This is a genomic window from Acinetobacter sp. 809848 (genome assembly GCF_000581275.1).
Classification (GTDB): Bacteria; Pseudomonadota; Gammaproteobacteria; order Pseudomonadales; family Moraxellaceae; genus Acinetobacter; species Acinetobacter pittii.
The window spans coordinates 14247-34041 of sequence record NZ_JEXG01000040.1 but is presented as its reverse complement, the minus strand read 5'-3'; the positions used below and the strand labels follow the sequence as shown (position 1 = coordinate 34041).

Sequence of the window (19795 nt, the reverse complement as noted above, 5' to 3'; positions counted from 1 at the left end):
AGCTCAGTCGGTAGAGCGACGGACTGTTAATCCGCAGGTCCCTGGTTCGAGCCCAGGTGGGAGAGCCAAATACTAAAAAGCCCGCAGCATTAAAGCGGGCTTTTTTTTGCCATAAATTTATCAATAACTATAAAAAATCCTCTATCAGCAGATAGAGGATTTAATTTTTTCTTAGAGTCTTTATTAGGTTTAACGCTCTAACCTAACTCGAAAGAATATATTTTCTTCTTAAATTATTATTCCACTTCAACCACTTTTAAAGGATTAAAAGATTGAGTGGTCGGCATCATTTCAATACGATTAATATTAATGTGTGGAGGTTGGGAAGCAATCCAAGCTACTGTATTTGCAATATCTTCAGGCAAAAGTGGATTCTTTTTATCATATAGACTGTTTACTTTATCCTCATCACCTTTAAAACGCACAAGAGAAAATTCAGTACCTCCACACAACCCTGGTTCAATGTTAGTTACGCGCACACCAGTACCAGCCAAATCAGCACGAAGATTTAGACTAAATTGCTCCACGAAAGCTTTGGTTGCCCCATACACATTGCCCCCTGGGTATGGATATGTGCCTGCGATAGACCCCATATTAATAATCAAACCTGATTTTTTCTTTACCATACTTGGCAAAATTAATCGGGTAATCGTAACAAGCCCCTTAACATTGGTATCAATCATCGTGTACCAATCATCTAGATCTGATTTATCTGCTGGTTCCAATCCTAATGCCAAACCTGCATTATTCACCAATAAATCAATTTGGCCGATTTGAAATTCGGCTGGCAAATCAACCAATACTTTATTTATATTTTCTGCCGTATCTGTCATGTCAAATACTAATGGGTAGAATTTTTCACCAAGTTCTTGTTTTAGTTCTTCTAGTTTTTCTGCTCGTCTTCCGCAACCAATAACGTTATATCCTAACTCAATCAGTTTTTTTGAAATGCTATAACCAAAACCCGCTGAGGCACCTGTAACTAATGCTAACATTCTTATATCCTTAGAAATGATCAACTATTTCAGTTGAACTCATGATGAACATATCAGCCTTTATATTTACACAATATTTATTATTAGCCTAAAAAAATAAAAGTTTTTTAAAAATTTTAAGAGAAATTAAAATCTATAAAAAATATATTTATTAAATAATTATATGCATTAAAAAACTAAAAGCAGAACATGCTTACCTAATAAAAAAGTTTACCGTGAAAGGTAAACTTTTTTATTTGAGACATCCAAGACTAAGCAGGAATACCACTATGAAAACGGAAAGTATTATCTGGGGTTAAAATCAGATTCTTTTCAACTTCACGGATATGATCAATTCGCTGCTGAATATCCTCTTTAGGATCTTTCATTTTTGCAGTTTTTGCTACATCAAGCGCAAGTGCGAGATAGTCTTCAAAATGACGAGACTCTGACTTAAGCAAGTATCGATAATAACGTCCTAACTCATCATCTACACGCGGAGCAAGTGCATAAAAACGCTCACATGAACGAGCCTCTACGAATGCCCCAATCACCAGCACATCAATTAAAGCTTCAGGCTCATACGTACGAATCTCTTTACGCAACCCACCTGCATAACGCCCAGCACTTAAACCAGTCCACTCTTGACCGCGCTTAGCCATAAGCTCAAGTACTTGTTCGTAGTGAAGCATTTCTTCTCGTACAAGTTGAGCAAGTTTTACTTGTAAGTCAGGAAAGAAGCTATAGCGGAACATTAAGTTCATTGCTGTACTAGCAGCTTTCTTTTCACAATTAGCATGATCTTGCATCAAGATATCTAAATTATTGATTGCCTCATCCAACCATGCATTTGGTGTTTGACATCCTAAAAAGGCCACCACAGGTTGCATTAATTCATCGTAATTGATACTCGACATAACCAACTATCCTGCTGCCTGAATCGCTGTTTTCATATCTTTAACCGCTTGAACCAGACCTACAAAAACACTTTCAGCAATAATTGAATGACCAATGTTTAATTCATGAATTTGTGGAATAGCTGCAATTGGCGCAATATTTTTAAGGTTAAGGCCATGACCTGCATTTACAACCAAACCTTTTGAAGCTGCATATTCAACACCTTTGATAATACGCTCTAACTCGGCTTGTTGATCTTGCTCTGTTTCCGCATCTGCATATGCACCTGTATGCAACTCAATCGTAGGTGCGCCACACGCAACTGCTGCATCAATTTGGGCTAAATCAGCATCAATAAATAATGATACGTCGCAACCAATGGCCGCTAAAGTTTGAGTTGCAGCTTTAACTTTTTCAAAGTTACCCACTACATCCAAACCGCCTTCAGTTGTTACTTCTTGGCGTCTTTCTGGAACAAAACACACGTGCTGCGGCTGAATTTCTTTCGCAAACTCGACCATTTCATCAGTAACAGCCAACTCTAGGTTCATACGCGTTTTTAATAATGGACGCATGCGGCGTACGTCATCATCTTGAATATGACGACGATCTTCACGCAAATGCAAAGTAATCCCCTCTGCACCCGCTTCTTCACAAATAAGAGCAGCTTCTACAGGGTCTGGATAAGTAGTACCGCGCGCCTGTCTCAAAGTAGCAACATGGTCTATGTTTACACCAAGCAATGCAGCCATAAATAAATCCTAATTACGATTGAGTTTGAGTATTTTGAATCCACAATTGTCGACTTTTTAGGGGACGATCTCCTAAAAGCGATGTAATCATTTGACGGTATAGTTTACCTAATAATTGCAATTGTTCGTGAGAAAAATCCTGGCCTTGCTCATAATCCAACATAGATAAAATTGCTTTACCTGACAATGAAGAACGACTTGCCTGAACAACGGGCGCAAAACCTTCCGTCACCTGAAATTGATAAAACTGGTGAGCCTGTATTGGCTGTTGTTGAGTATCAATTGAGAAATCAATCGCGTAACCCAGCTCAGGAAGCAAAACATGTTCGAACTGGCGCAAAATCTGTCTCAGAAAAAGATCAGGATTTTCGTGGGAAGATAATTGCTGTAATTGAAGCAAAGTTAATTGATATTGCTCAAAAGTTTGTGGCATTGCCTCTTCTAATGGGCAAAGTCTAAGAACAATTTCATTTAGATAAAAACCAGCAAAAAAAGCATCACCAAAAAAGAAAACAGGCTGATTTAATATTTCCAGCTTAGTAAAATTTTTGAGTTCACTTTTACCTGTGGCTTGCAGTCGAATAGGTTGATATTGAGGGGGCGGAGTCTGCCTTAAGATGCCATCGACTCGCCCATATTCCTGAGTAAAAAGATGCACAATATGACTTTTTTCACGGTACTTACGGTGATGAATCATATATCCATGGAGGACTTCATTGCGCATCATAAAAAGAATCTATTCCTCAGATTCTTTTTCTTTTTTATCATCCTCATCATCACCGTCAGGAATAACAGCACCTACAACAGCTGCTGTACCTTTAACTACACCTTTAGTAGTTTTATAGGCGATACCTACTGGTACGGTTACAAGCTTATATACACAACCTTGTAACATCAATGTACATCCAACTATAGCGATTAATGATGTAATTGTTTTCATACCAGCATCCTTATCCTTTAGATATCACTGTATCCTAAGCTTTTGAGAGCTCGCTCATCATCAGACCAGCCACCCTTCACTTTTACCCAAAGTGTGAGCATAATTTTTTGCTCAAACATTTTTTCCATGTCTTTACGAGCATCCATACCAATCGTTTTAAGCTTGGCACCTTTTTCACCAATCACAATGGCTTTTTGACCAGCGCGGTCTACAAAAATCGTTGCATCGATATAGGTACAAGCCGGCTTTAAACGACCAGTTTTTTCATTAACAGTTGCTTCTTCTGTTTTGAAAGATTCAATTTGTACTGTTAAATCATAAGGAAGCTCTTCACCCAACTGACGCATAATTTTTTCGCGAATAATTTCACTTGCTAAGAAGCGTTCAGAGCGGTCAGTAATCTGATCAAATGAATACAATGGTGGTTGGTAAGGAAGGTATTTCTCAATCGTTTCACTCAAGTGTTCCAAGTTTGCACCACGCAAAGCAGAAACAGGAACAATCTCAGCAAAATTCATAAGTTTGGCACGTTCTTGAATGAGAGGAAGAATCTCTCTTTTATCTTCAAAAGTGTCCGCCTTATTAATGACCAAAATAACCGGCATTTCAGCGTTCTTGAGTTTTTCAAGCACTAAATCGTCATTTTGAGTCCACTTATAAGCATCGATAACGAATAAAACTAAGTTAACGTCACGTAATGCAGAATGAGCAGCACGGTTCATCATTTTATTAATAGCACGCACTTCTTTTTTATGCATACCTGGGGTATCTACATATACCGCCTGCATCTTTTCGCGCGAATCAATACCAATAATTTTATGACGTGTTGTTTGAGGTTTACGCGAAGTAATAGAAAGTTTTTGACCCAATAAATGGTTCATGAGGGTAGATTTACCCACATTTGGACGCCCCACAATCGCCACAAATCCGCTCTTAAAATCCGAAGGGATTGTTACGCCTTTGGAACTAAAAAATTGATCAATCAGATTATTAGGATCTTGGTTTTCATTTGAATCTGGATTGATTTGATCAGAATGCATCGACATGCAGGTTATTGCTCCAATAACTTTAAAATTTCCGCCGCTGCTGCCTGCTCGGCAAAACGACGACTTGAACCCTCACCATAAATCTTCGGTAAACCATCTACCACACATTCCACTTTAAAGTGCTGATGAGGTGCATCACCCTGAATATCTACAACCTCGTAAACAGGGAGAGGTTTTTTACGTGCTTGTAGATACTCTTGTAAACGTGATTTCGGATCTTTGAGTTGATCCGTAGGTTCTATATGGTCTAAATAGGGTATGTACCATTTTAGCACAATATCTTTAAGTAAGTTGAGATCACCACTATCAAGATAAATTGCACCAATAATCGCTTCTACCGTATCTGCTAATATTGACTCACGATGATGACCACCAGATTTCAACTCGCCTGTACTTAATATTAAACACCGACTAAGTTGCAAATCGGTTGCAATCTTACCTAACGCTTCTTGGCGAACTAAGGTCGCACGCATACGCGTGAGACGACCTTCATTTTCATTTGGATAAGCATGATATAGATAATTGGCGATTATCATGCCTAATAATGAATCACCGAGAAACTCTAAGCGCTCGTAATTGTATTTGTGACTCACCGAACGATGAGTCAAAGCTAACTGTAACAATTCAAGCTGCTTAAATTGATATCCGATTCGACTCAGTAAGCGAGGATCACTTAGTTTGAACTGATGTTTTATCAAAACTCTTCTCAAATGTTAAAACTAAATCAATATTGAATAAGAAAGGTTTTCTTACTTCATATTTCTTTTTGACCGTTAGACCTGACTGATTAAACACTTGAGCGATCTCTTTAAAGTGGAGATCACGAATATTGTTCATTTCGAGTCGCTGATCCATTTGTGCTACAAACTTTTGTGGTGTGATCTCAGAAGAGCTTTCTTGTAAAAGCTCTTCTATCTGATTATTAATCAGCCGATCATCCCAATATGCTGGCCAAACTGCAAGTACAGCTTTTACTGCAATCGCAAATATAACCACCCCAAATAAAATTGCTAAATACGAAGTACCCTGTTGTGCCTTACGCATTTCTTTTTTTCCTAATGGTTGTTTTTAATCTATTTTTCCATTTCGGCTAAAGTTAGGAAGGTGTAAACCCGGTTCTTTATGCATCCACACGTAGAATGCTCGTCCTGTTAAGTTTTCTTCAGGAACGAACCCCCAGAAACGACTGTCTGCACTTTGATCGCGGTTATCCCCCATTGCAAAGTAATGTCCTTTTGGTACAGTCACTTCCCAATATAAACCGTCTTGGTTCGCATATTTACCATTTTCAACATAGTTGATAAACGGTGCTTGGCGCGCCACATTTACGCCTTCAAGCTCACGCATCGTAAAGGTATGCTCACCAATCGTCTCTTTATGATAAATAGACGTTGGCGTATCCATCACATCTTTTTCACGACTGAACTGTGTTAATACTTTCGGTACTTTTTGCCCGTTAATAATCAATTGCCCATGGTCATAAACAATATGATCGCCAGGTAAACCGATTACACGTTTAATGTAGCTAATAGTCGGTTGAGGTGGATAACGGAATACAATTACATCACCACGCTTCGGCTCACCTACATCAATAATTTTTTTATTAACGATAGGTAAACGTACACCATAATCAAATTTATTCACCAGAATAAAATCACCAGTTTCTAAAGTTGGCACCATAGAGTCCGATGGAATATTAAATGGTTCATAAAGAAATGAACGAAGCACAAGTACTACAGCTAAAACTGGCCAAAAGTCATAGGCCCATGTAATGACAAAATTTTCGTTCCCGCGTCCTTTATTTGCACGCTGTTTTAATACAAGTTTATCTAACAACCACACTGCAAATAGAATCAGCGTAACTGGAACAAGAATTAAATTAAAATCAAAATCCACATGACCTCACTCGCAGCCTCGCTGCTTGTATTACAGTGGGGAAAGGAAATTATTCACTTTCCCCACGCTCATTTCTTATCTTTCTACTTTCAATACAGCCAAGAACGCTTCTTGTGGAATTTCAACACTTCCCACTTGTTTCATACGTTTCTTACCTTCTTTTTGTTTAGAAAGTAGTTTTTTCTTACGCGAAACGTCACCACCATAACATTTTGCCAATACGTTTTTACGCATCGCTTTTACGGTAGAACGGGCAATAATTTGCGCACCGATTGCTGCCTGAATAGCAACATCGAACATTTGGCGAGGAATTAAGTCTTTCATTTTCTCAACCAATGCAATACCACGATGACGTGCATCATTACGGTGACAAATCATAGCCAAGGCATCAACCTTTTCGCTATTAATTAACACATCAACCTTAACTAAAGCTGAACTTTCAAAACGTACAAAGTTATAGTCTAAAGATGCAAAGCCACGAGAGCATGACTTTAATCTGTCAAAGAAATCCATAACGACTTCAGCCATCGGGATTTCAAAAGTAATAGAAACTTGGTTACCCAAGAATTTCATATCTTTTTGTACACCACGACGTTCGATACAGAGCGTCATTACGTTCCCTAAATACTCTTGAGGAACAAGGATATGACATTCAGCAATTGGTTCACGCAAATCTTCTACAGTAGATCCGTCTGGCATTTTTGATGGGCTATCGATGTAAATTGTTTCGCCTTTTTTAGTTAATGCCTCATAAATTACGGTAGGTGCTGAACTGATAAGGTCAAGATCGTACTCACGCTCTAAACGCTCTTGTACAATTTCCATGTGCAGCATACCTAAGAAGCCACAACGGAAACCAAAGCCTAAAGCATCTGAACTTTCTGGTTCAAAGAATAAAGCCGAGTCATTAATCTGTAATTTTTGCAATGCTTCACGGAACGGTTCAAAGTCACTCGCGTCAATCGGGAAAAGACCAGCATATACTTGCGGTTTAACCTTTTTGAAACCAGGTAAAGTTGCAACATCTGGTGTAGAAGCAAGAGTAATCGTGTCACCTACTGGTGCACCAAAAATATCTTTAATACCCGCAATAACAAAACCTACTTCACCAGCTTCAAGAATATCTGTTTCAGTATGCTTAGGATTAAACACACCTACAGAAGTGACTGGATGAGTTTGTCCTGTCGATTTAACCAACATTTTGTCGCCCTTGCGGATACGACCTTGTTTAATACGAACAAGAGAAACTACGCCTAAGTAGTTATCAAACCATGAGTCGATAATTAATGCTTGTAATGGTGCTTCACGATCACCTTCTGGTGCCGGAATAACATCAACTAAACGCTCGAGTACACCCTCAACACCTAAACCAGTTTTTGCTGAACAAGTTGGTGCATCTGTCGCTTCAATCCCGATAATTTCTTCAATTTCATGAATTACACGTTCAGGTTCAGCCTGTGGTAAATCAATTTTATTTAGAATAGGAAGAACTTCTAGACCTTGTTCAATTGCTGTATAACAGTTTGCAACTGATTGAGCTTCAACACCTTGTGCTGCATCTACAACCAATAGTGCACCTTCACATGCAGCTAATGAACGAGAAACCTCATATGAGAAGTCAACGTGCCCAGGCGTATCAATAAAGTTCAATTGATATTCCTGACCATTTGGATGGGTGTAATACAGCGTGACAGAAGCGGCTTTAATGGTAATCCCACGTTCACGCTCAAGCTCCATTGAGTCTAAGACTTGAGCTTGCATTTCACGATCTTGTAGACCACCACACATCTGAATAAAACGGTCAGCCAATGTAGACTTACCATGGTCAATGTGGGCAATAATCGAGAAATTTCGTATATTTTTGATATCGACGGATTTTTTAGCTTGCGCCATGGGTTACCTTGAGAAAATATAGAGTGCTATGTAGCTTGTTTTAATACACAGCCAAAGCGGTTAAATAAATTGCGTGAGATTATAACAGATTGCCGATATGAAAAAGATATAAATTCTTTCTTTTAAAAAAGCTTTTTAAACTTCTCAACATAACGATCTATTTCTCTTTGAAGAGTACTTAAATCAGAACAGTTTTAGCTCGAACTTAAGTAGACTTGCAGATAAATTATTACCTGTCTCATTAGCTATATCCCCAATCAATTCAAATCCGAGTTTCTGCACGACTTGTTGAGATCTAATGTTCTGTTCAAATATTTCAGCCCAAACATATTTTATTTGTTTTTGGAATAATCTCTCTTGTTTCAAATACTGGATGAGCCCTACTAGAGCCTCTTGCATATATCCCTCACCCCATGCATTAGGATGAAGTTCATAACCAATGACAACCGCAAAATCATCATCACTCTGTTTGATAGTATTTACACCACATGTTCCCAACATACTTCCATCTTTTTTAAGACGAATAGCATGCCTAAAACCTAGCTGTTGATTCCATTTTTTATGCATTTTTTCAATTAAAGCCCCAGCTTCTTCTAATGAAGTAAAGGCTTTTAAATCATAAAATTCGAGTACGCTTGAATTTGAAAATAAGTCAAAGACAAAATTTTTATCAGCTTCTGTAAGATCACTTAAGATTAATCGATCGGTTTCTATGGAAAATAAATTCTTCAAATTCCAGCCTCTCTTTTTTACTTACTTATCATACGAAACGGTAAAATCGTAAGGGTTTATGCTTGAGTCAAGCGGCTTGTATGCATGGGTAAAAGTTGGCGACATTCGTTTTGGACGTCCAGTAGCAATTTCAATACATGCCCATTTAGTATTTCCAACAAATAATACGGCCTGATCTGATGGACGAAAAAACACATACTGGCGAAATGAATAAAGTGCATTAATGTCATCTAACCATGTACGTAATACAATTTGTTCGCCTTCAAACGCAGCTTTACGATATTGCACATGATGCTCAACCGCGACCATTGCATGTTTTAACTCAAGATACTTAGTTACCCCTACTCCCAAAGTTTCAACATGAGCAGCAGCTACATCCTGCATCCATTGAACATACATCACATTATTTACATGTCCCAACGCATCAATGTGATGTGGCTGCACCTGAATATGTAAATCAAAAATACTACTCACAAATGAACACTCTTATTTATTAACCTTAAAACTGAAATAAGTGTAGGTAGATATCGCTAAACGCTCAAGATAAATAACAAAAACCACCCATTTTCAGGGTGGCTTATTGATTCGGTTGAGGATTATTGAATACGTAAACCAAGCATTGCGCGCTGTCCCTGACGAATAATAGCAACACGTGCTACGGTATTTTTCGGTAAGTTAGAAACAACTTTTGCAAAATCCTGACTATTTAAAATTTGATTATTATTGACTTGAGTAATCACATCGCCCGGAATGATATTCGACAATGATGCTAAACCACCACGGCGAACATCTTGTACATAAATACCACCTTTTACGCTCAACGCATTTTTTTCCGGTTCAGCTAGATCACGAATACTCATGCCTAAAACTGGTCCCTTAGATGCAGCACCTTGTAAACCAGTAGCAGGTGTTTCATCTGGTGCAGTTGTTAAGGTCGCTGAAATATTGCGTGTTTTATCATCACGTAATACTTCAAACTGAACAGTTTGGTTTGGCTGTACTTTGTTTAATGCATAGAGTAAATCACTTGTACGAAGTACAGGCGCACCATTTAATTTTAAAATCACGTCGCCCGCTCTCAGCCCTGCTTTTTGTGCAGGTGAGTTCGGAGAAATTTGGGTAATTAAAGCGCCTTCAGGTTTTGGTAATTTGTAGGCATCAGCAAGGTTTCGGTCAATATCTTGCATCATCACCCCTAGATAAGAGCGTGTGACTTTACCTTTTGTTTTGAGCTGGTCGGCAACATCCATTGCTACATCAATCGGAATAGAGAAAGACAAGCCCATATAGCCGCCAGTACCACTAAATATTCGAGAGTTTACCCCGACCACTTCACCATTTTGATTAAATAATGGACCACCTGAGTTACCCGGGTTTAAAGCCACATCTGTTTGAATAAATGGCACCGAAGTTTCACCGCTCATGTTTCGTGATTTTGCACTGACAATACCTGCCGAAGCGGAGTAGTCAAAGCCAAACGGCGAACCAATTGCTAAAACTGGCTCTCCGACACGTAAACGGTCAACATTTCCTACTCGTAAAGCTGGATAGTTAGTTCCATTGACCTTTAACAATGCAACATCTGTGCGCTCATCACTACCGACCACGGTTGCATCAATTTCACGTCGGTCATTTAGAGTGATGCTGATACGAGAGGCATTTTCAATCACATGGTGGTTAGTAAGTAGGTAACCATCTTTACTAATAAAGAATGCACTACCATATGCTGTCTTTTCTTGTGGACCTTGTTGCTGTGGAATGATGACCTGATTGCCAAAGAAACGTTTTAAAATTTCAGGAACTTGCTGCTGCAACAGTTCATCCTGAGTCATTTTTTTTACGACATTTACACTCACGACTGCTGGACTAACTTGTTCAACAAGATTTGAAAAATCAACAGCAGCATTTGCTTGAACAGCAGCAACTGTAAATACCGCTGCATACATTCCTTGTTGTAAATAGCGAGATTTCATTCGGTGCTCACCCACAATTGGTCTACGAGAATAAGAATAAAACTGTTGTATCACAACGCTTTGAGGTTGTGCGTAACAATATGTTTATTTGTAATACGTCATCACAAGGATTATTTTACGCATTGCAACTTTTTAAGCCAATTGCAATTTTTCTCTGAGTTAGAGCGCTTAAGCTCTTGCCTTTTTAGGTAAAAAGGGGTGTCATTAGCGGACGTTTTAAATTGATGCGAATGGACATGCCTAATTTACAGACAATTCACCACTTTGACGTGATTATTGTGGGCAGCGGCGGCGCTGGTTTAAGTCTGGCTTTATCGTTACCAAATCATTTTAATATTGCAGTTTTAGCCAAAGCTGCTCTAACCGAAGCAAGTACCTTTTATGCTCAAGGTGGCGTTGCTGCTGTTCTCGATGAGACTGACTCTATTCAACAGCATATTAATGACACTATGATTGCAGGCGCTCATTTATGTGAAATGGACGCGGTACAACATACCGTAGAAGGCGGCCGCCCTTCTGTTGATTTTCTTTTAAAGCAAGGCGTGCAATTTACTCTCGATGAAGATGAACAGCTTCATTTGACTCGTGAGGGTGGTCACTCACAGCGCCGCATTATCCATTCTGCTGATGCAACAGGTAAAGCCATTTCAACCACTTTGGTTGAACGTGCTAAAGAACGTAAAAATATTACTATTTTTGAAAATTATATTGCGATTGATTTAATCACTTCGCATAAATTAGGCCATACTGACCAAGCGAATCGTGCTATTGGTTTATATGCATTAGATGAAAATACTGAAAAGGTTCATACCTTCCTTGCGCCATTCACTGCGCTGGCTTGCGGTGGTGCGATGAAGGCTTATCTGTATACATCTAATCCAGATATTGCTACGGGTGATGGTATTGCAATGGCTTATCGTGCAGGTTGTCGTGTAGCGAATATGGAATTTAATCAGTTCCATCCAACTTGCCTGTACCATCCGCAAGCCCGCTCTTTCTTAATTACTGAAGCTATGCGTGGTGAAGGCGCTTACTTACGTTTGCCGGATGGCGAACGTTTTATGCTACGTTTTGATGATCGTGCAGAACTGGCTCCTCGCGATATTGTGGCACGTACCATTGACCATGAAATCAAGCGTCTCGGTATTCGTCACGTGTGGTTAGACATTACCCATAAATCACCTGAGTTTATTAAAGAGCACTTCCCTACACTTTATGCAAGATTGCTTGAGTTAGGTATCGACATTACCAAAGACATGATTCCAGTGGTACCAGCAGCTCACTATACATGTGGTGGTGTTGTGGTTGACTCAAATAGCCAGACGGATATTGAAGGTCTCTATGCGATTGGTGAAACATCTTATACAGGCTTACATGGTGCAAACCGTATGGCAAGTAACTCATTACTTGAGTGCTTCGTTTACGGTATGAGTGCGGCAAAAGATATCGAAAATAAATTTGATGAAAACTTCAAATTACCTGAAGTACCAACTTGGGATGACTCACAAGTAACCAATCCAGATGAAGATGTTGTGATTTTACAAAACTGGGATGAGTTACGTTCGACCATGTGGAACTACGTTGGTATTGTCAGAACCACAAAACGTTTAGAACGTGCTTTACACCGTATTGAAATGTTAAAGCGTGAAATCACGGAATATTATCAAGACTATCGTGTTAGCAAAAACCTGATTGAGCTTCGTAACCTTGTTTTAGTATCTGAAATGATTGTTCGCTGTGCCATGCAACGTAAAGAATCACGTGGTTTACATTACACGCTTGATTATCCGGAAACTTCCAGCGAGATTCGTAAAACTGTTTTGACTCCTCCAAATTTTGCAGTAGAACAGCCATTGGTAAATACCGACATTTAAGCTGTTCTTCTACTCTACAAAAAAGCACAGCTCTGGCTGTGCTTTTTTATTTGCTTTGATATTTATGCTCTAGGTGGGATTGAATAAGTCGCGGTCACATGCGCAACGGGTTCATCCAAACCGACTGAATAAATCCAGACTTCCCCAACAACCAAGCTCTTTCCGACCTTCATGAGTTTACATTCACTACGTAAGTCTTGATCACCTGCGGGTTTTCTTAAAAAATTAATATTAAAGTTGGTGGTTACGGCTAAACCAACAATACCGATCTCACCTAATATCGCAATATATAAGGCAAAATCAGCTAATGTCATCATGGTTGGACCAGATATGGTGCCACCAGGGCGTTGATGCCTTTGATCGACATGATAATAAACAACTGCAGCTTTGGGGGTGACTGATTCAATCGTGCAATGTTCAAGACTTGGTGGAAATTCCTTTTCAAGAAATGCCACGATTTCTTCTTTTGAGCTTTTCATCCTTGTTATTCTTCAATCTATAAATCATATGTAAGATAGCATAAGAAAATAACAGATATTTTCTATGACGTTTTAAATCAGAATTAGCGTCATTTTTCACCACTCCCAAAAATATGAGAGTGGCTAATCCGATGGCCTATGCTAAATATTGTAGAGCTTGCTCAAACACCTGATCTGGACTTTGTGTAGCATCTAAACGTTTAATACGCTCAGGCTCAGCTTTCCATAAGGTTTCATAACCTTCACGAACCTTAGTAAAGAAGCTTAACTTTTCTTGTTCAAAACGGTCTAAAGCTCCACGTTCACGTGCACGGTTCATACCAAGTTCAATCGGTGCATCTAACCAGAAAGTCACCTCCGGCATGCGTGAAACGAAGTTCTGATTTAAAAGTTGTAATTTATCTTGGCTTAAACCACGGCCAGAACATTGATAAGCAAAACTCGCATCGGTAAAGCGATCACTTAATACAATTTTGTTAGCTTCTAAAGCAGGCAAAATAACTTGTTGTAAGTGTTGAGCACGTGCTGCATAAATGAGTAATAACTCGGTATCATGACTCATATTTTCATCATGATTCACCGCCAAAAGCATCGAACGAATTTGCTCAGCTAACGGTGTGCCCCCCGGCTCTCGAGTTAAAATAACTTGTTTGCCTTGCTCTTCAAAATGCTGATGAATTTTTCGAATGAGTGTAGTTTTACCTACCCCTTCCGTGCCTTCAAAGCTGATAAACATCTCTTTTCCTTATTTCTTCGATCTCAACACGGATAAATATTCTTGCACTGCTTGATTATGAGCTTGCAAGTCTGCCGTAAATTTATGTCCACCATTACCAGTCGCTACGAAATAGATGTTATTTGAATCATCTGGATGTAACGCTGCTTCAATTGCCTTTTGGCTTGGTAAAGCAATTGGAGTTGGCGGTAAACCATTAATGGTATAAGTATTATATGGTGTTGGAGTACGCAGGTCTTCTCGGGTAATGTTGCCTTTATAGTTATTACCCATTCCGTAAATAACAGTTGGATCCGTTTGTAAACGCATACCAAGTTTTAAACGGCGGACAAAAACTCCAGAAACTTGTGTAAGTTCACTGTCTAAACTTGTTTCTTTCTCAATAATAGAAGCCATAATTAATGCTTCATATTTATCTTTATAAGGTAAATTCGGCACGCGATTTGCCCAAGCTGTATCTAAAGCTTTTATTTGGCGATGATATAAATCGGTAAGAATTTTCTTGTCAGTCTCGCCTTTTGCAAAGAAATAAGTATTCGGCGCGAATAAGCCTTCTGGATGATTGTAAGGAATCCCAAGCGCTTTCATAAGCTGATCATTAGGTAAATCCAATATTGTATTTTTTACATTTTTATCATTTTTTAATGCAGTAATAAGCTGCTTAAAAGTTGTACCTTCAATCACCAAAACACGATTCATCTGAGCATTATCAGCGTCAGATAACATCTCTAATACTTGTCTTACGCTCATCCCTTGTTCAATTTCATACACACCAGCTTTCATGCTGTCATGAATCATAAACTTTTGATAAAGCTTTAATACGATAGGAAAGCTAACTTTATCTTCTTTTGCCAAACGATCAATAAAACCAGAATAAGTTTCCCCGGATGTAATAGATAACATCTGTTTTTTGCCTTCGATAGGATAAGCCTTAAACAAACTTGACCATAAAATGGCAAAAGTAGAAATTAAAACAATAAAAAGGCCAATTAGAACCAATCGCTTAGAAAATTTTGGAGCTTGTTTTTTGTTATTTTTCTTGGCGTTTTTTGCTTTCGCATTCACAGGTGGCTTCGGCATATTAATGAATCTGATTTAAGTTAAGGATATGAAATAAATCTATGCATGCCTGTGTATCTAGCGTTTTTTCGCCTAAATGAGTTACCACTCGCATAGGGTTTAAAGCATTACAAAAGAATAGACTTTGTATTTCAGATACTTCATCTAATTCAATCACACGTACTTCACAGGCAATACCATGGTGCTGCATACGCGCCAGAATTTCTGCCCGCATTACACCGTGGACGCCATTATAGCGAAGTTCAGGAGTAATCCATCTATCATTTAAACGAATAAAACAATTACTACTGACCCCTTCAACAATATAACCTTGTACATCAGTAACTAATGCTTCAGCCCACCCGAGTTGATCTGCTTCTTTTTTTAGCAATACTTGCTCAAGACGGTTTAAAGATTTAAGCCCGACCAAGCTCGGCATGGTTAAACCTAGGGCCTGATTTAAAACACCGCACTGGATAGAGTCAGGCACAAACGGCTCTAAAGCTTTTGGATAAAACCAGATATAAATATCAGCTTCATGTTTTGGCAGACTATAACCGCGGTCGCCTTCCCCACGACTAATCACAATTTTTAAAGTGCCGTTGAGTACAAGGTTCTGCTTTTGCAGCTGCTGTAAACTCAGTTCGATTAATTCAAAATTTACAGTTAAAGACAGTTTTTGACATGCAAGTTTTAGACGTTGCCAGTGCCTTTCTTTAAGCTCAATCTGATTTTGAAAGACACGAATTGTGGTAAAGCATCCATCTCCATAATGAAAGGCTCTATCTAATAAAGGAATAGTCTCAACGGGTTGCCCATTTTTAAAACACCACATGTTTGCTCCATCCTTTGCTAAAAGCCGCACAACAATACAACACCTTTCATTTAAATAATAAATGATTGATTTTAAAAAATTATACCGATTTCGTATCTGCTTTTGAAACTTGTTATATATCAAGATTTAAGAATAGTTTATCTCTTTTTATTATTTCTATTTTTTTCATATTAAATTCGTTTTTTATTATTTTTTTAGAATAAAGACTAGCGCTATTCTGCGTTCATGTTTTGAACATTTCATATTTTTTGAGGACTTATCTCATGCGTTTTTCTCAATTAAAAGTCGGGGTTATCGCTGCACTTCTTTCTGTTTCGTCATTTGCAGCCCAAGAATTTTTAAACGTTTCTTACGATCCTACTCGTGAGCTATATACAGATTTCAACAAACAGTTCGGTACTTACTGGAAACAACGTACTGGTCAAGATATTGAGTTTAAGCAATCACACGGCGGCTCTGGTAAACAGGCTCGTGCGGTTATCGATGGCTTAAATGCAGATGTGGTGACATTAGCACTTGCAGCAGATATTGATGAAATTGCTGAAAAAGCAAAATTACTTCCAACTAACTGGCAGAAAAAACTGCCACAAAACTCAACGCCATATACATCAACCATTGTATTTTTGGTGCGTAAAGGCAACCCAAAGCAAATTAAAGACTGGGCTGATTTAATCAAACCAGGTGTAGAAATCATTACACCAAACCCGAAAACCTCTGGTGGTGCTCGTTGGAACTATCTTGCAGCCTGGGCTTGGGCAAAACATCAACCAGGCGGCAATGATGCGAAAGCACAAGAATACGTTCGCCAAATTTATAAACATACTAAAGTTCTAGACTCTGGTGCTCGCGGTGCGACGACTACTTTCGCTGAGCGTGGCATTGGTGATGTATTACTGGCTTGGGAGAATGAAGCTCATTTAGCTATTCGTGAACAGCCGGGCAAATTTGAAATTATTACTCCGTCTCTTTCGATATTAGCTGAGCCTCCAGTTGCAATTGTGGAGAAGAATGCAGCTAAAAAAGGCAACTTAACGATTGCTAAAGGTTATCTCAACTATTTGTACTCACCTGCTGGTCAAGAAATTGCAGCACGTAACTTCTACCGTCCGCGTAACGCAGCTGTTCTTAAAAAATACAGCAATGTATTTAAGCCATTGAAGCTTGTAACAATCGACAAAGAGTTTGGTGGTTGGACAAAAGTACAAAAACAACACTTCGATAATGGTGGTGTTTTCGATCAAATCGTGAAAATCAATAGTGCAGAGAAGTAATTCTTTGCACTAAAGGTAAGGAGAACAGACATGATTCACACTGTAATTGTTCCGGGTGTAGGTGGCAGTGAACATCAGCATTGGCAATCTTGGTTGCAGCGTCAACTCGTGTCTAGTTCTCGTGTTGAGCAAAAAAACTGGGATAGACCTGTATTAAGCGAATGGGTTGAGCAATTCGTTAAAACAGTTCAAGCAGCTCAAGCTCCTGTTCAAATTGTTGCACATAGTTTTGGATGCTTAACGAGTGTAGCTGCTTTGGCTGAGCATCCAGAATTAAGAAGCCAAGTTAAGAAACTAATTTTAGTCGCTCCAGCGAATCCGGCACGCTTTGGGGAAGCAGGGTTTGCTCGCCATAGCTTGACCGACTACAAAGATTATTTTCATCAATTAAAAATTGATGTGCCTGCAACGCTACTCATTAGTGAAAATGATCCATGGCTCGGCTTTTTTGATGCGTTACAACTTGCAAAATCATGGAAGTTAAATCCCGTTAATCTTGGTGAAGTGGGCCATATTAATGTTGCCTCAGGTTTTGGGCCATTCCCGGATTTGCTGAACTATTTGATCCCAGAAGATTCGATGTGTAGTCACTCATCTATCGACCCGGTAAAAGCACATTTCTCTCTGAAATTTGCTTAATACCAATCTTTATACCGCACTGTTTATCTTTTTTTATTCGCTTACTGGTTTCAGCAGGCTTTTCTCTTTGAGGAAATATCATGTCGCAGCGATCCCGAGTGCTGCCTGGGTTTGGTCTATCTTTGGGCTTCACCCTCGCCTACGTTTCTTTTATTGTGCTTATTCCATTAGCCGCAGTCTTTATCAAATCATTTGGAATCGGATGGGACGGATTATGGGAAATTTTAACGTCTGAGCGTATTTTGAAATCGCTTCAACTCAGCTTTAGTTCAGCTTTAATCGCAGCATTTATTAATGTTGTGTTTGGTCTGCTTTTGGCTTGGTGTCTTGTCCGCTATAACTTTCCAGGAAAGCGTCTAATTGATGCATTGGTCGATTTACCTTTTGCTCTTCCAACCGCAGTTGCTGGTATTGCACTGACTTCACTCTATGCACCTACTGGTTGGTTAGGTCAATATCTGGAACCACTTGGTATTCAGGTTGCCTATACGCCTATCGGGATTACGCTGGCATTGGTATTTATTGGTATTCCTTTTATTGTTCGGACCGTTCAACCAGTACTCAGCGATATTGAAACCGAACTTGAGGAAGCAGCTTCAGCACTTGGTGCAAATCGTTGGCAGACCATTACTAAAATTATTTTACCCATCTTACTACCTGCTCTATTTACAGGCTTTGCTTTAGCGTTTGCTCGCGGCGTGGGTGAGTATGGTTCTGTTATTTTTATTGCAGGTAACCAGCCATTTAAAACAGAAATTGCACCGCTGATGATCATTTCTCGTCTTGAAGAATATGATTATGCAGGTGCAACGACCATTGCAGCGGTCATGTTAGTTCTCTCTTTTATCATTCTATTTGTCATTAACTTACTTCAAGCATGGGCAAACCGTCGTACAGGGAGAAACATCACATGAATTTACATACCGACAGCAACGCACTTGCTTTGAAGTTACAGTCTCGTGATGCGACACGTGAGCCAACTTGGGTACGTTATACCCTTATTACAATTGCACTGATTTTTTTCCTCAGTTGCCTCATGCTGCCACTCATTTTAGTTTTCGTAGAAGCATTTAAACAGGGACTTGAAGTCTATGTTCAGGCTTTGATTGATCCAGATACCTTATCAGCAGTGAAATTAACATTACTCACCGCAGCAATTGCAGTTCCAATTAATGTGATATTTGGTGTTGCTGCAGCTTGGGCTGTCTCTAAGTTCCAGTTTAAAGGCAAGGCAATTTTAACCACTATCATTGATATGCCTTTTTCGGTTTCACCTGTTATTGCAGGTTTAATGATTGTTCTAATTTTTGGTGCGCAAGGTTGGTTCGGCGGCTGGTTAATGGATCATGACATCAAGATTTTATATGCCGTACCTGGAATTGTTTTAGCAACCATTTTTATTACAGTTCCTTTTGTGGCGCGTGAGTTAATTCCACTCATGGAAGCTCAGGGAACAGAGGAAGAAGAAGCAGCAATTGTACTCGGTGCTTCAGGTTGGCAAACTTTTTGGAAGGTCACCCTCCCTAACATTAAATGGGGTCTGATTTACGGCGTGATTTTGTGTAATGCCCGTGCAATGGGTGAGTTTGGCGCAGTATCAGTGGTTTCTGGTCATATCCGTGGTGAAACCAATACCCTGCCACTGCATGTTGAAATTTTATATAACGAGTACACCTTTAGCGCAGCCTTTGCCGTGTCCTCACTGCTTGCCTTCTTAGCTCTTTTAACACTGATTTTAAAAACTTGGTTAGAGCTACATCAAGATAAACCAGAACCGCATTCAACTGATTCGTAAGGAA

At 39.2% G+C, this 19795-nt stretch carries 22 protein-coding genes; 5 read left to right on the top strand and 17 right to left on the bottom strand.

The genetic code is table 11. The features are described from left to right. Nucleotides 1-236: 236 nt before the first annotated feature. From J536_RS20915 to J536_RS20865, 13 genes are all read right to left on the bottom strand, one after another. Complete coding sequence (locus J536_RS20915) at nucleotides 237-995, bottom strand: SDR family oxidoreductase (RefSeq protein ID WP_032035927.1); 759 nt, start codon at nucleotides 993-995, stop codon at nucleotides 237-239. Nucleotides 996-1246: 251 nt separating this feature from the next. Continuing rightward, on the bottom strand, nucleotides 1247-1891 hold the full coding sequence (locus tag J536_RS20910; RefSeq protein WP_032055220.1) for a tRNA-(ms[2]io[6]A)-hydroxylase: 645 nt from the start codon (nucleotides 1889-1891) through the stop codon (nucleotides 1247-1249). 6 nt (nucleotides 1892-1897) lie between these two features. Then, the gene (pdxJ, locus tag J536_RS20905) at nucleotides 1898-2623 is read right to left on the bottom strand and encodes a pyridoxine 5'-phosphate synthase (protein ID WP_002118629.1); all 726 of its coding nucleotides are present in this window, start codon (nucleotides 2621-2623) and stop codon (nucleotides 1898-1900) included. 13 nt (nucleotides 2624-2636) lie between these two features. Further along, complete coding sequence (recO, locus tag J536_RS20900; protein WP_016140294.1) at nucleotides 2637-3350, bottom strand: DNA repair protein RecO; 714 nt, start codon at nucleotides 3348-3350, stop codon at nucleotides 2637-2639. 9 nt (nucleotides 3351-3359) lie between these two features. After that, the gene (locus J536_RS0104760) at nucleotides 3360-3563 is read right to left on the bottom strand and encodes an NF038104 family lipoprotein (RefSeq protein WP_005067833.1); all 204 of its coding nucleotides are present in this window, start codon (nucleotides 3561-3563) and stop codon (nucleotides 3360-3362) included. 17 nt (nucleotides 3564-3580) lie between these two features. Further along, nucleotides 3581-4603, bottom strand: a complete 1023-nt coding sequence (era, locus tag J536_RS20895; protein ID WP_079381034.1) for a GTPase Era — start codon at nucleotides 4601-4603, stop codon at nucleotides 3581-3583. Between the two features lie 11 nt (nucleotides 4604-4614). Continuing rightward, nucleotides 4615-5307, bottom strand: coding sequence for a ribonuclease III (gene rnc / locus J536_RS0104755; protein WP_005067830.1), 693 nt, complete (start codon nucleotides 5305-5307; stop codon nucleotides 4615-4617). Beyond that, complete coding sequence (locus J536_RS20890) at nucleotides 5279-5653, bottom strand: DUF4845 domain-containing protein (protein ID WP_017480576.1); 375 nt, start codon at nucleotides 5651-5653, stop codon at nucleotides 5279-5281. The genes rnc and J536_RS20890 overlap by 29 nt, the downstream gene beginning before the upstream one ends. Before the next feature lie 24 nt (nucleotides 5654-5677). Then, nucleotides 5678-6505, bottom strand: coding sequence for a signal peptidase I (gene lepB, locus J536_RS20885; protein WP_005067825.1), 828 nt, complete (start codon nucleotides 6503-6505; stop codon nucleotides 5678-5680). Between the two features lie 75 nt (nucleotides 6506-6580). Continuing rightward, nucleotides 6581-8398, bottom strand: a complete 1818-nt coding sequence (gene lepA, locus J536_RS20880) for a translation elongation factor 4 (RefSeq protein ID WP_002118606.1) — start codon at nucleotides 8396-8398, stop codon at nucleotides 6581-6583. A gap of 183 nt (nucleotides 8399-8581) precedes the next feature. Continuing rightward, nucleotides 8582-9130 (bottom strand): GNAT family N-acetyltransferase, encoded by a 549-nt coding sequence (locus J536_RS20875; RefSeq protein ID WP_032063840.1) that lies wholly within the window; start codon nucleotides 9128-9130, stop codon nucleotides 8582-8584. A 21-nt stretch (nucleotides 9131-9151) separates the two neighbouring features. Next, nucleotides 9152-9604, bottom strand: a complete 453-nt coding sequence (locus J536_RS20870) for an acyl-CoA thioesterase (protein WP_005073148.1) — start codon at nucleotides 9602-9604, stop codon at nucleotides 9152-9154. A gap of 122 nt (nucleotides 9605-9726) precedes the next feature. Further along, complete coding sequence (locus tag J536_RS20865; RefSeq protein WP_017386238.1) at nucleotides 9727-11103, bottom strand: Do family serine endopeptidase; 1377 nt, start codon at nucleotides 11101-11103, stop codon at nucleotides 9727-9729. A 230-nt stretch (nucleotides 11104-11333) separates the two neighbouring features. Here J536_RS20865 and nadB point away from each other — a divergent pair, with 230 nt between their 5' ends. Beyond that, nucleotides 11334-12977, top strand: a complete 1644-nt coding sequence (gene nadB, locus J536_RS20860) for an L-aspartate oxidase (RefSeq protein ID WP_000367525.1) — start codon at nucleotides 11334-11336, stop codon at nucleotides 12975-12977. 62 nt (nucleotides 12978-13039) lie between these two features. On the opposite strand, the gene J536_RS20855 is transcribed toward nadB, so the two are convergent. The 4 genes from J536_RS20855 to pabC all read right to left on the bottom strand — a co-directional run bounded on the left by J536_RS20855 (nucleotide 13040) and on the right by pabC (nucleotide 16086). Further along, nucleotides 13040-13456, bottom strand: coding sequence for a PaaI family thioesterase (locus J536_RS20855; RefSeq protein ID WP_000842533.1), 417 nt, complete (start codon nucleotides 13454-13456; stop codon nucleotides 13040-13042). A gap of 136 nt (nucleotides 13457-13592) precedes the next feature. After that, a complete protein-coding gene (gene tmk, locus J536_RS20850; RefSeq protein WP_032055218.1) occupies nucleotides 13593-14192 on the bottom strand; it encodes a dTMP kinase in 600 nt (199 codons plus the stop codon). Between the two features lie 9 nt (nucleotides 14193-14201). Further along, nucleotides 14202-15272, bottom strand: a complete 1071-nt coding sequence (gene mltG, locus J536_RS20845) for an endolytic transglycosylase MltG (protein WP_032063838.1) — start codon at nucleotides 15270-15272, stop codon at nucleotides 14202-14204. A 1-nt stretch (nucleotide 15273) separates the two neighbouring features. Then, entirely contained in the window at nucleotides 15274-16086 is an 813-nt protein-coding gene (gene pabC, locus J536_RS20840; RefSeq protein WP_002118496.1) for an aminodeoxychorismate lyase, read from the bottom strand. Nucleotides 16087-16349: 263 nt separating this feature from the next. Here pabC and J536_RS20835 point away from each other — a divergent pair, with 263 nt between their 5' ends. From J536_RS20835 to cysW, 4 genes are all read left to right on the top strand, one after another. Continuing rightward, nucleotides 16350-17357, top strand: a complete 1008-nt coding sequence (locus tag J536_RS20835) for a sulfate ABC transporter substrate-binding protein (protein ID WP_001212602.1) — start codon at nucleotides 16350-16352, stop codon at nucleotides 17355-17357. Between the two features lie 30 nt (nucleotides 17358-17387). Beyond that, a complete protein-coding gene (locus tag J536_RS20830) occupies nucleotides 17388-17996 on the top strand; it encodes an RBBP9/YdeN family alpha/beta hydrolase (RefSeq protein ID WP_032055214.1) in 609 nt (202 codons plus the stop codon). A gap of 80 nt (nucleotides 17997-18076) precedes the next feature. After that, a complete protein-coding gene (cysT, locus tag J536_RS20825; RefSeq protein ID WP_032055212.1) occupies nucleotides 18077-18910 on the top strand; it encodes a sulfate ABC transporter permease subunit CysT in 834 nt (277 codons plus the stop codon). Next, nucleotides 18907-19791 (top strand): sulfate ABC transporter permease subunit CysW, encoded by an 885-nt coding sequence (gene cysW / locus J536_RS20820; protein WP_002118746.1) that lies wholly within the window; start codon nucleotides 18907-18909, stop codon nucleotides 19789-19791. The genes cysT and cysW overlap by 4 nt, the downstream gene beginning before the upstream one ends. The last annotated feature ends 4 nt before the right edge of the window (nucleotides 19792-19795 follow it).

What these genes read in the sequence shown, in the direction of transcription:
- pdxJ (WP_002118629.1), bottom strand. Translation starts at nt 2,623, where the DNA reads ATGGCTGCATTGCTTGGTGTAAACATAGACCATGTTGCTACTTTGAGA.
- mltG (WP_032063838.1), bottom strand. Translation starts at nt 15,272, where the DNA reads ATGCCGAAGCCACCTGTGAATGCGAAAGCAAAAAACGCCAAGAAAAAT.
- tmk (WP_032055218.1), bottom strand. Translation starts at nt 14,192, where the DNA reads ATGTTTATCAGCTTTGAAGGCACGGAAGGGGTAGGTAAAACTACACTC.
- J536_RS20865 (WP_017386238.1), bottom strand. Translation starts at nt 11,103, where the DNA reads ATGAAATCTCGCTATTTACAACAAGGAATGTATGCAGCGGTATTTACA.
- era (WP_079381034.1), bottom strand. Translation starts at nt 4,603, where the DNA reads ATGCATTCTGATCAAATCAATCCAGATTCAAATGAAAACCAAGATCCT.
- cysT (WP_032055212.1), top strand. Translation starts at nt 18,077, where the DNA reads ATGTCGCAGCGATCCCGAGTGCTGCCTGGGTTTGGTCTATCTTTGGGC.
- cysW (WP_002118746.1), top strand. Translation starts at nt 18,907, where the DNA reads ATGAATTTACATACCGACAGCAACGCACTTGCTTTGAAGTTACAGTCT.
- J536_RS20830 (WP_032055214.1), top strand. Translation starts at nt 17,388, where the DNA reads ATGATTCACACTGTAATTGTTCCGGGTGTAGGTGGCAGTGAACATCAG.
- J536_RS20890 (WP_017480576.1), bottom strand. Translation starts at nt 5,653, where the DNA reads ATGCGTAAGGCACAACAGGGTACTTCGTATTTAGCAATTTTATTTGGG.
- J536_RS20915 (WP_032035927.1), bottom strand. Translation starts at nt 995, where the DNA reads ATGTTAGCATTAGTTACAGGTGCCTCAGCGGGTTTTGGTTATAGCATT.
- J536_RS20910 (WP_032055220.1), bottom strand. Translation starts at nt 1,891, where the DNA reads ATGTCGAGTATCAATTACGATGAATTAATGCAACCTGTGGTGGCCTTT.
- pabC (WP_002118496.1), bottom strand. Translation starts at nt 16,086, where the DNA reads ATGTGGTGTTTTAAAAATGGGCAACCCGTTGAGACTATTCCTTTATTA.
- nadB (WP_000367525.1), top strand. Translation starts at nt 11,334, where the DNA reads ATGGACATGCCTAATTTACAGACAATTCACCACTTTGACGTGATTATT.
- J536_RS0104760 (WP_005067833.1), bottom strand. Translation starts at nt 3,563, where the DNA reads ATGAAAACAATTACATCATTAATCGCTATAGTTGGATGTACATTGATG.
- J536_RS20855 (WP_000842533.1), bottom strand. Translation starts at nt 13,456, where the DNA reads ATGAAAAGCTCAAAAGAAGAAATCGTGGCATTTCTTGAAAAGGAATTT.
- recO (WP_016140294.1), bottom strand. Translation starts at nt 3,350, where the DNA reads ATGATGCGCAATGAAGTCCTCCATGGATATATGATTCATCACCGTAAG.
- J536_RS20835 (WP_001212602.1), top strand. Translation starts at nt 16,350, where the DNA reads ATGCGTTTTTCTCAATTAAAAGTCGGGGTTATCGCTGCACTTCTTTCT.
- lepA (WP_002118606.1), bottom strand. Translation starts at nt 8,398, where the DNA reads ATGGCGCAAGCTAAAAAATCCGTCGATATCAAAAATATACGAAATTTC.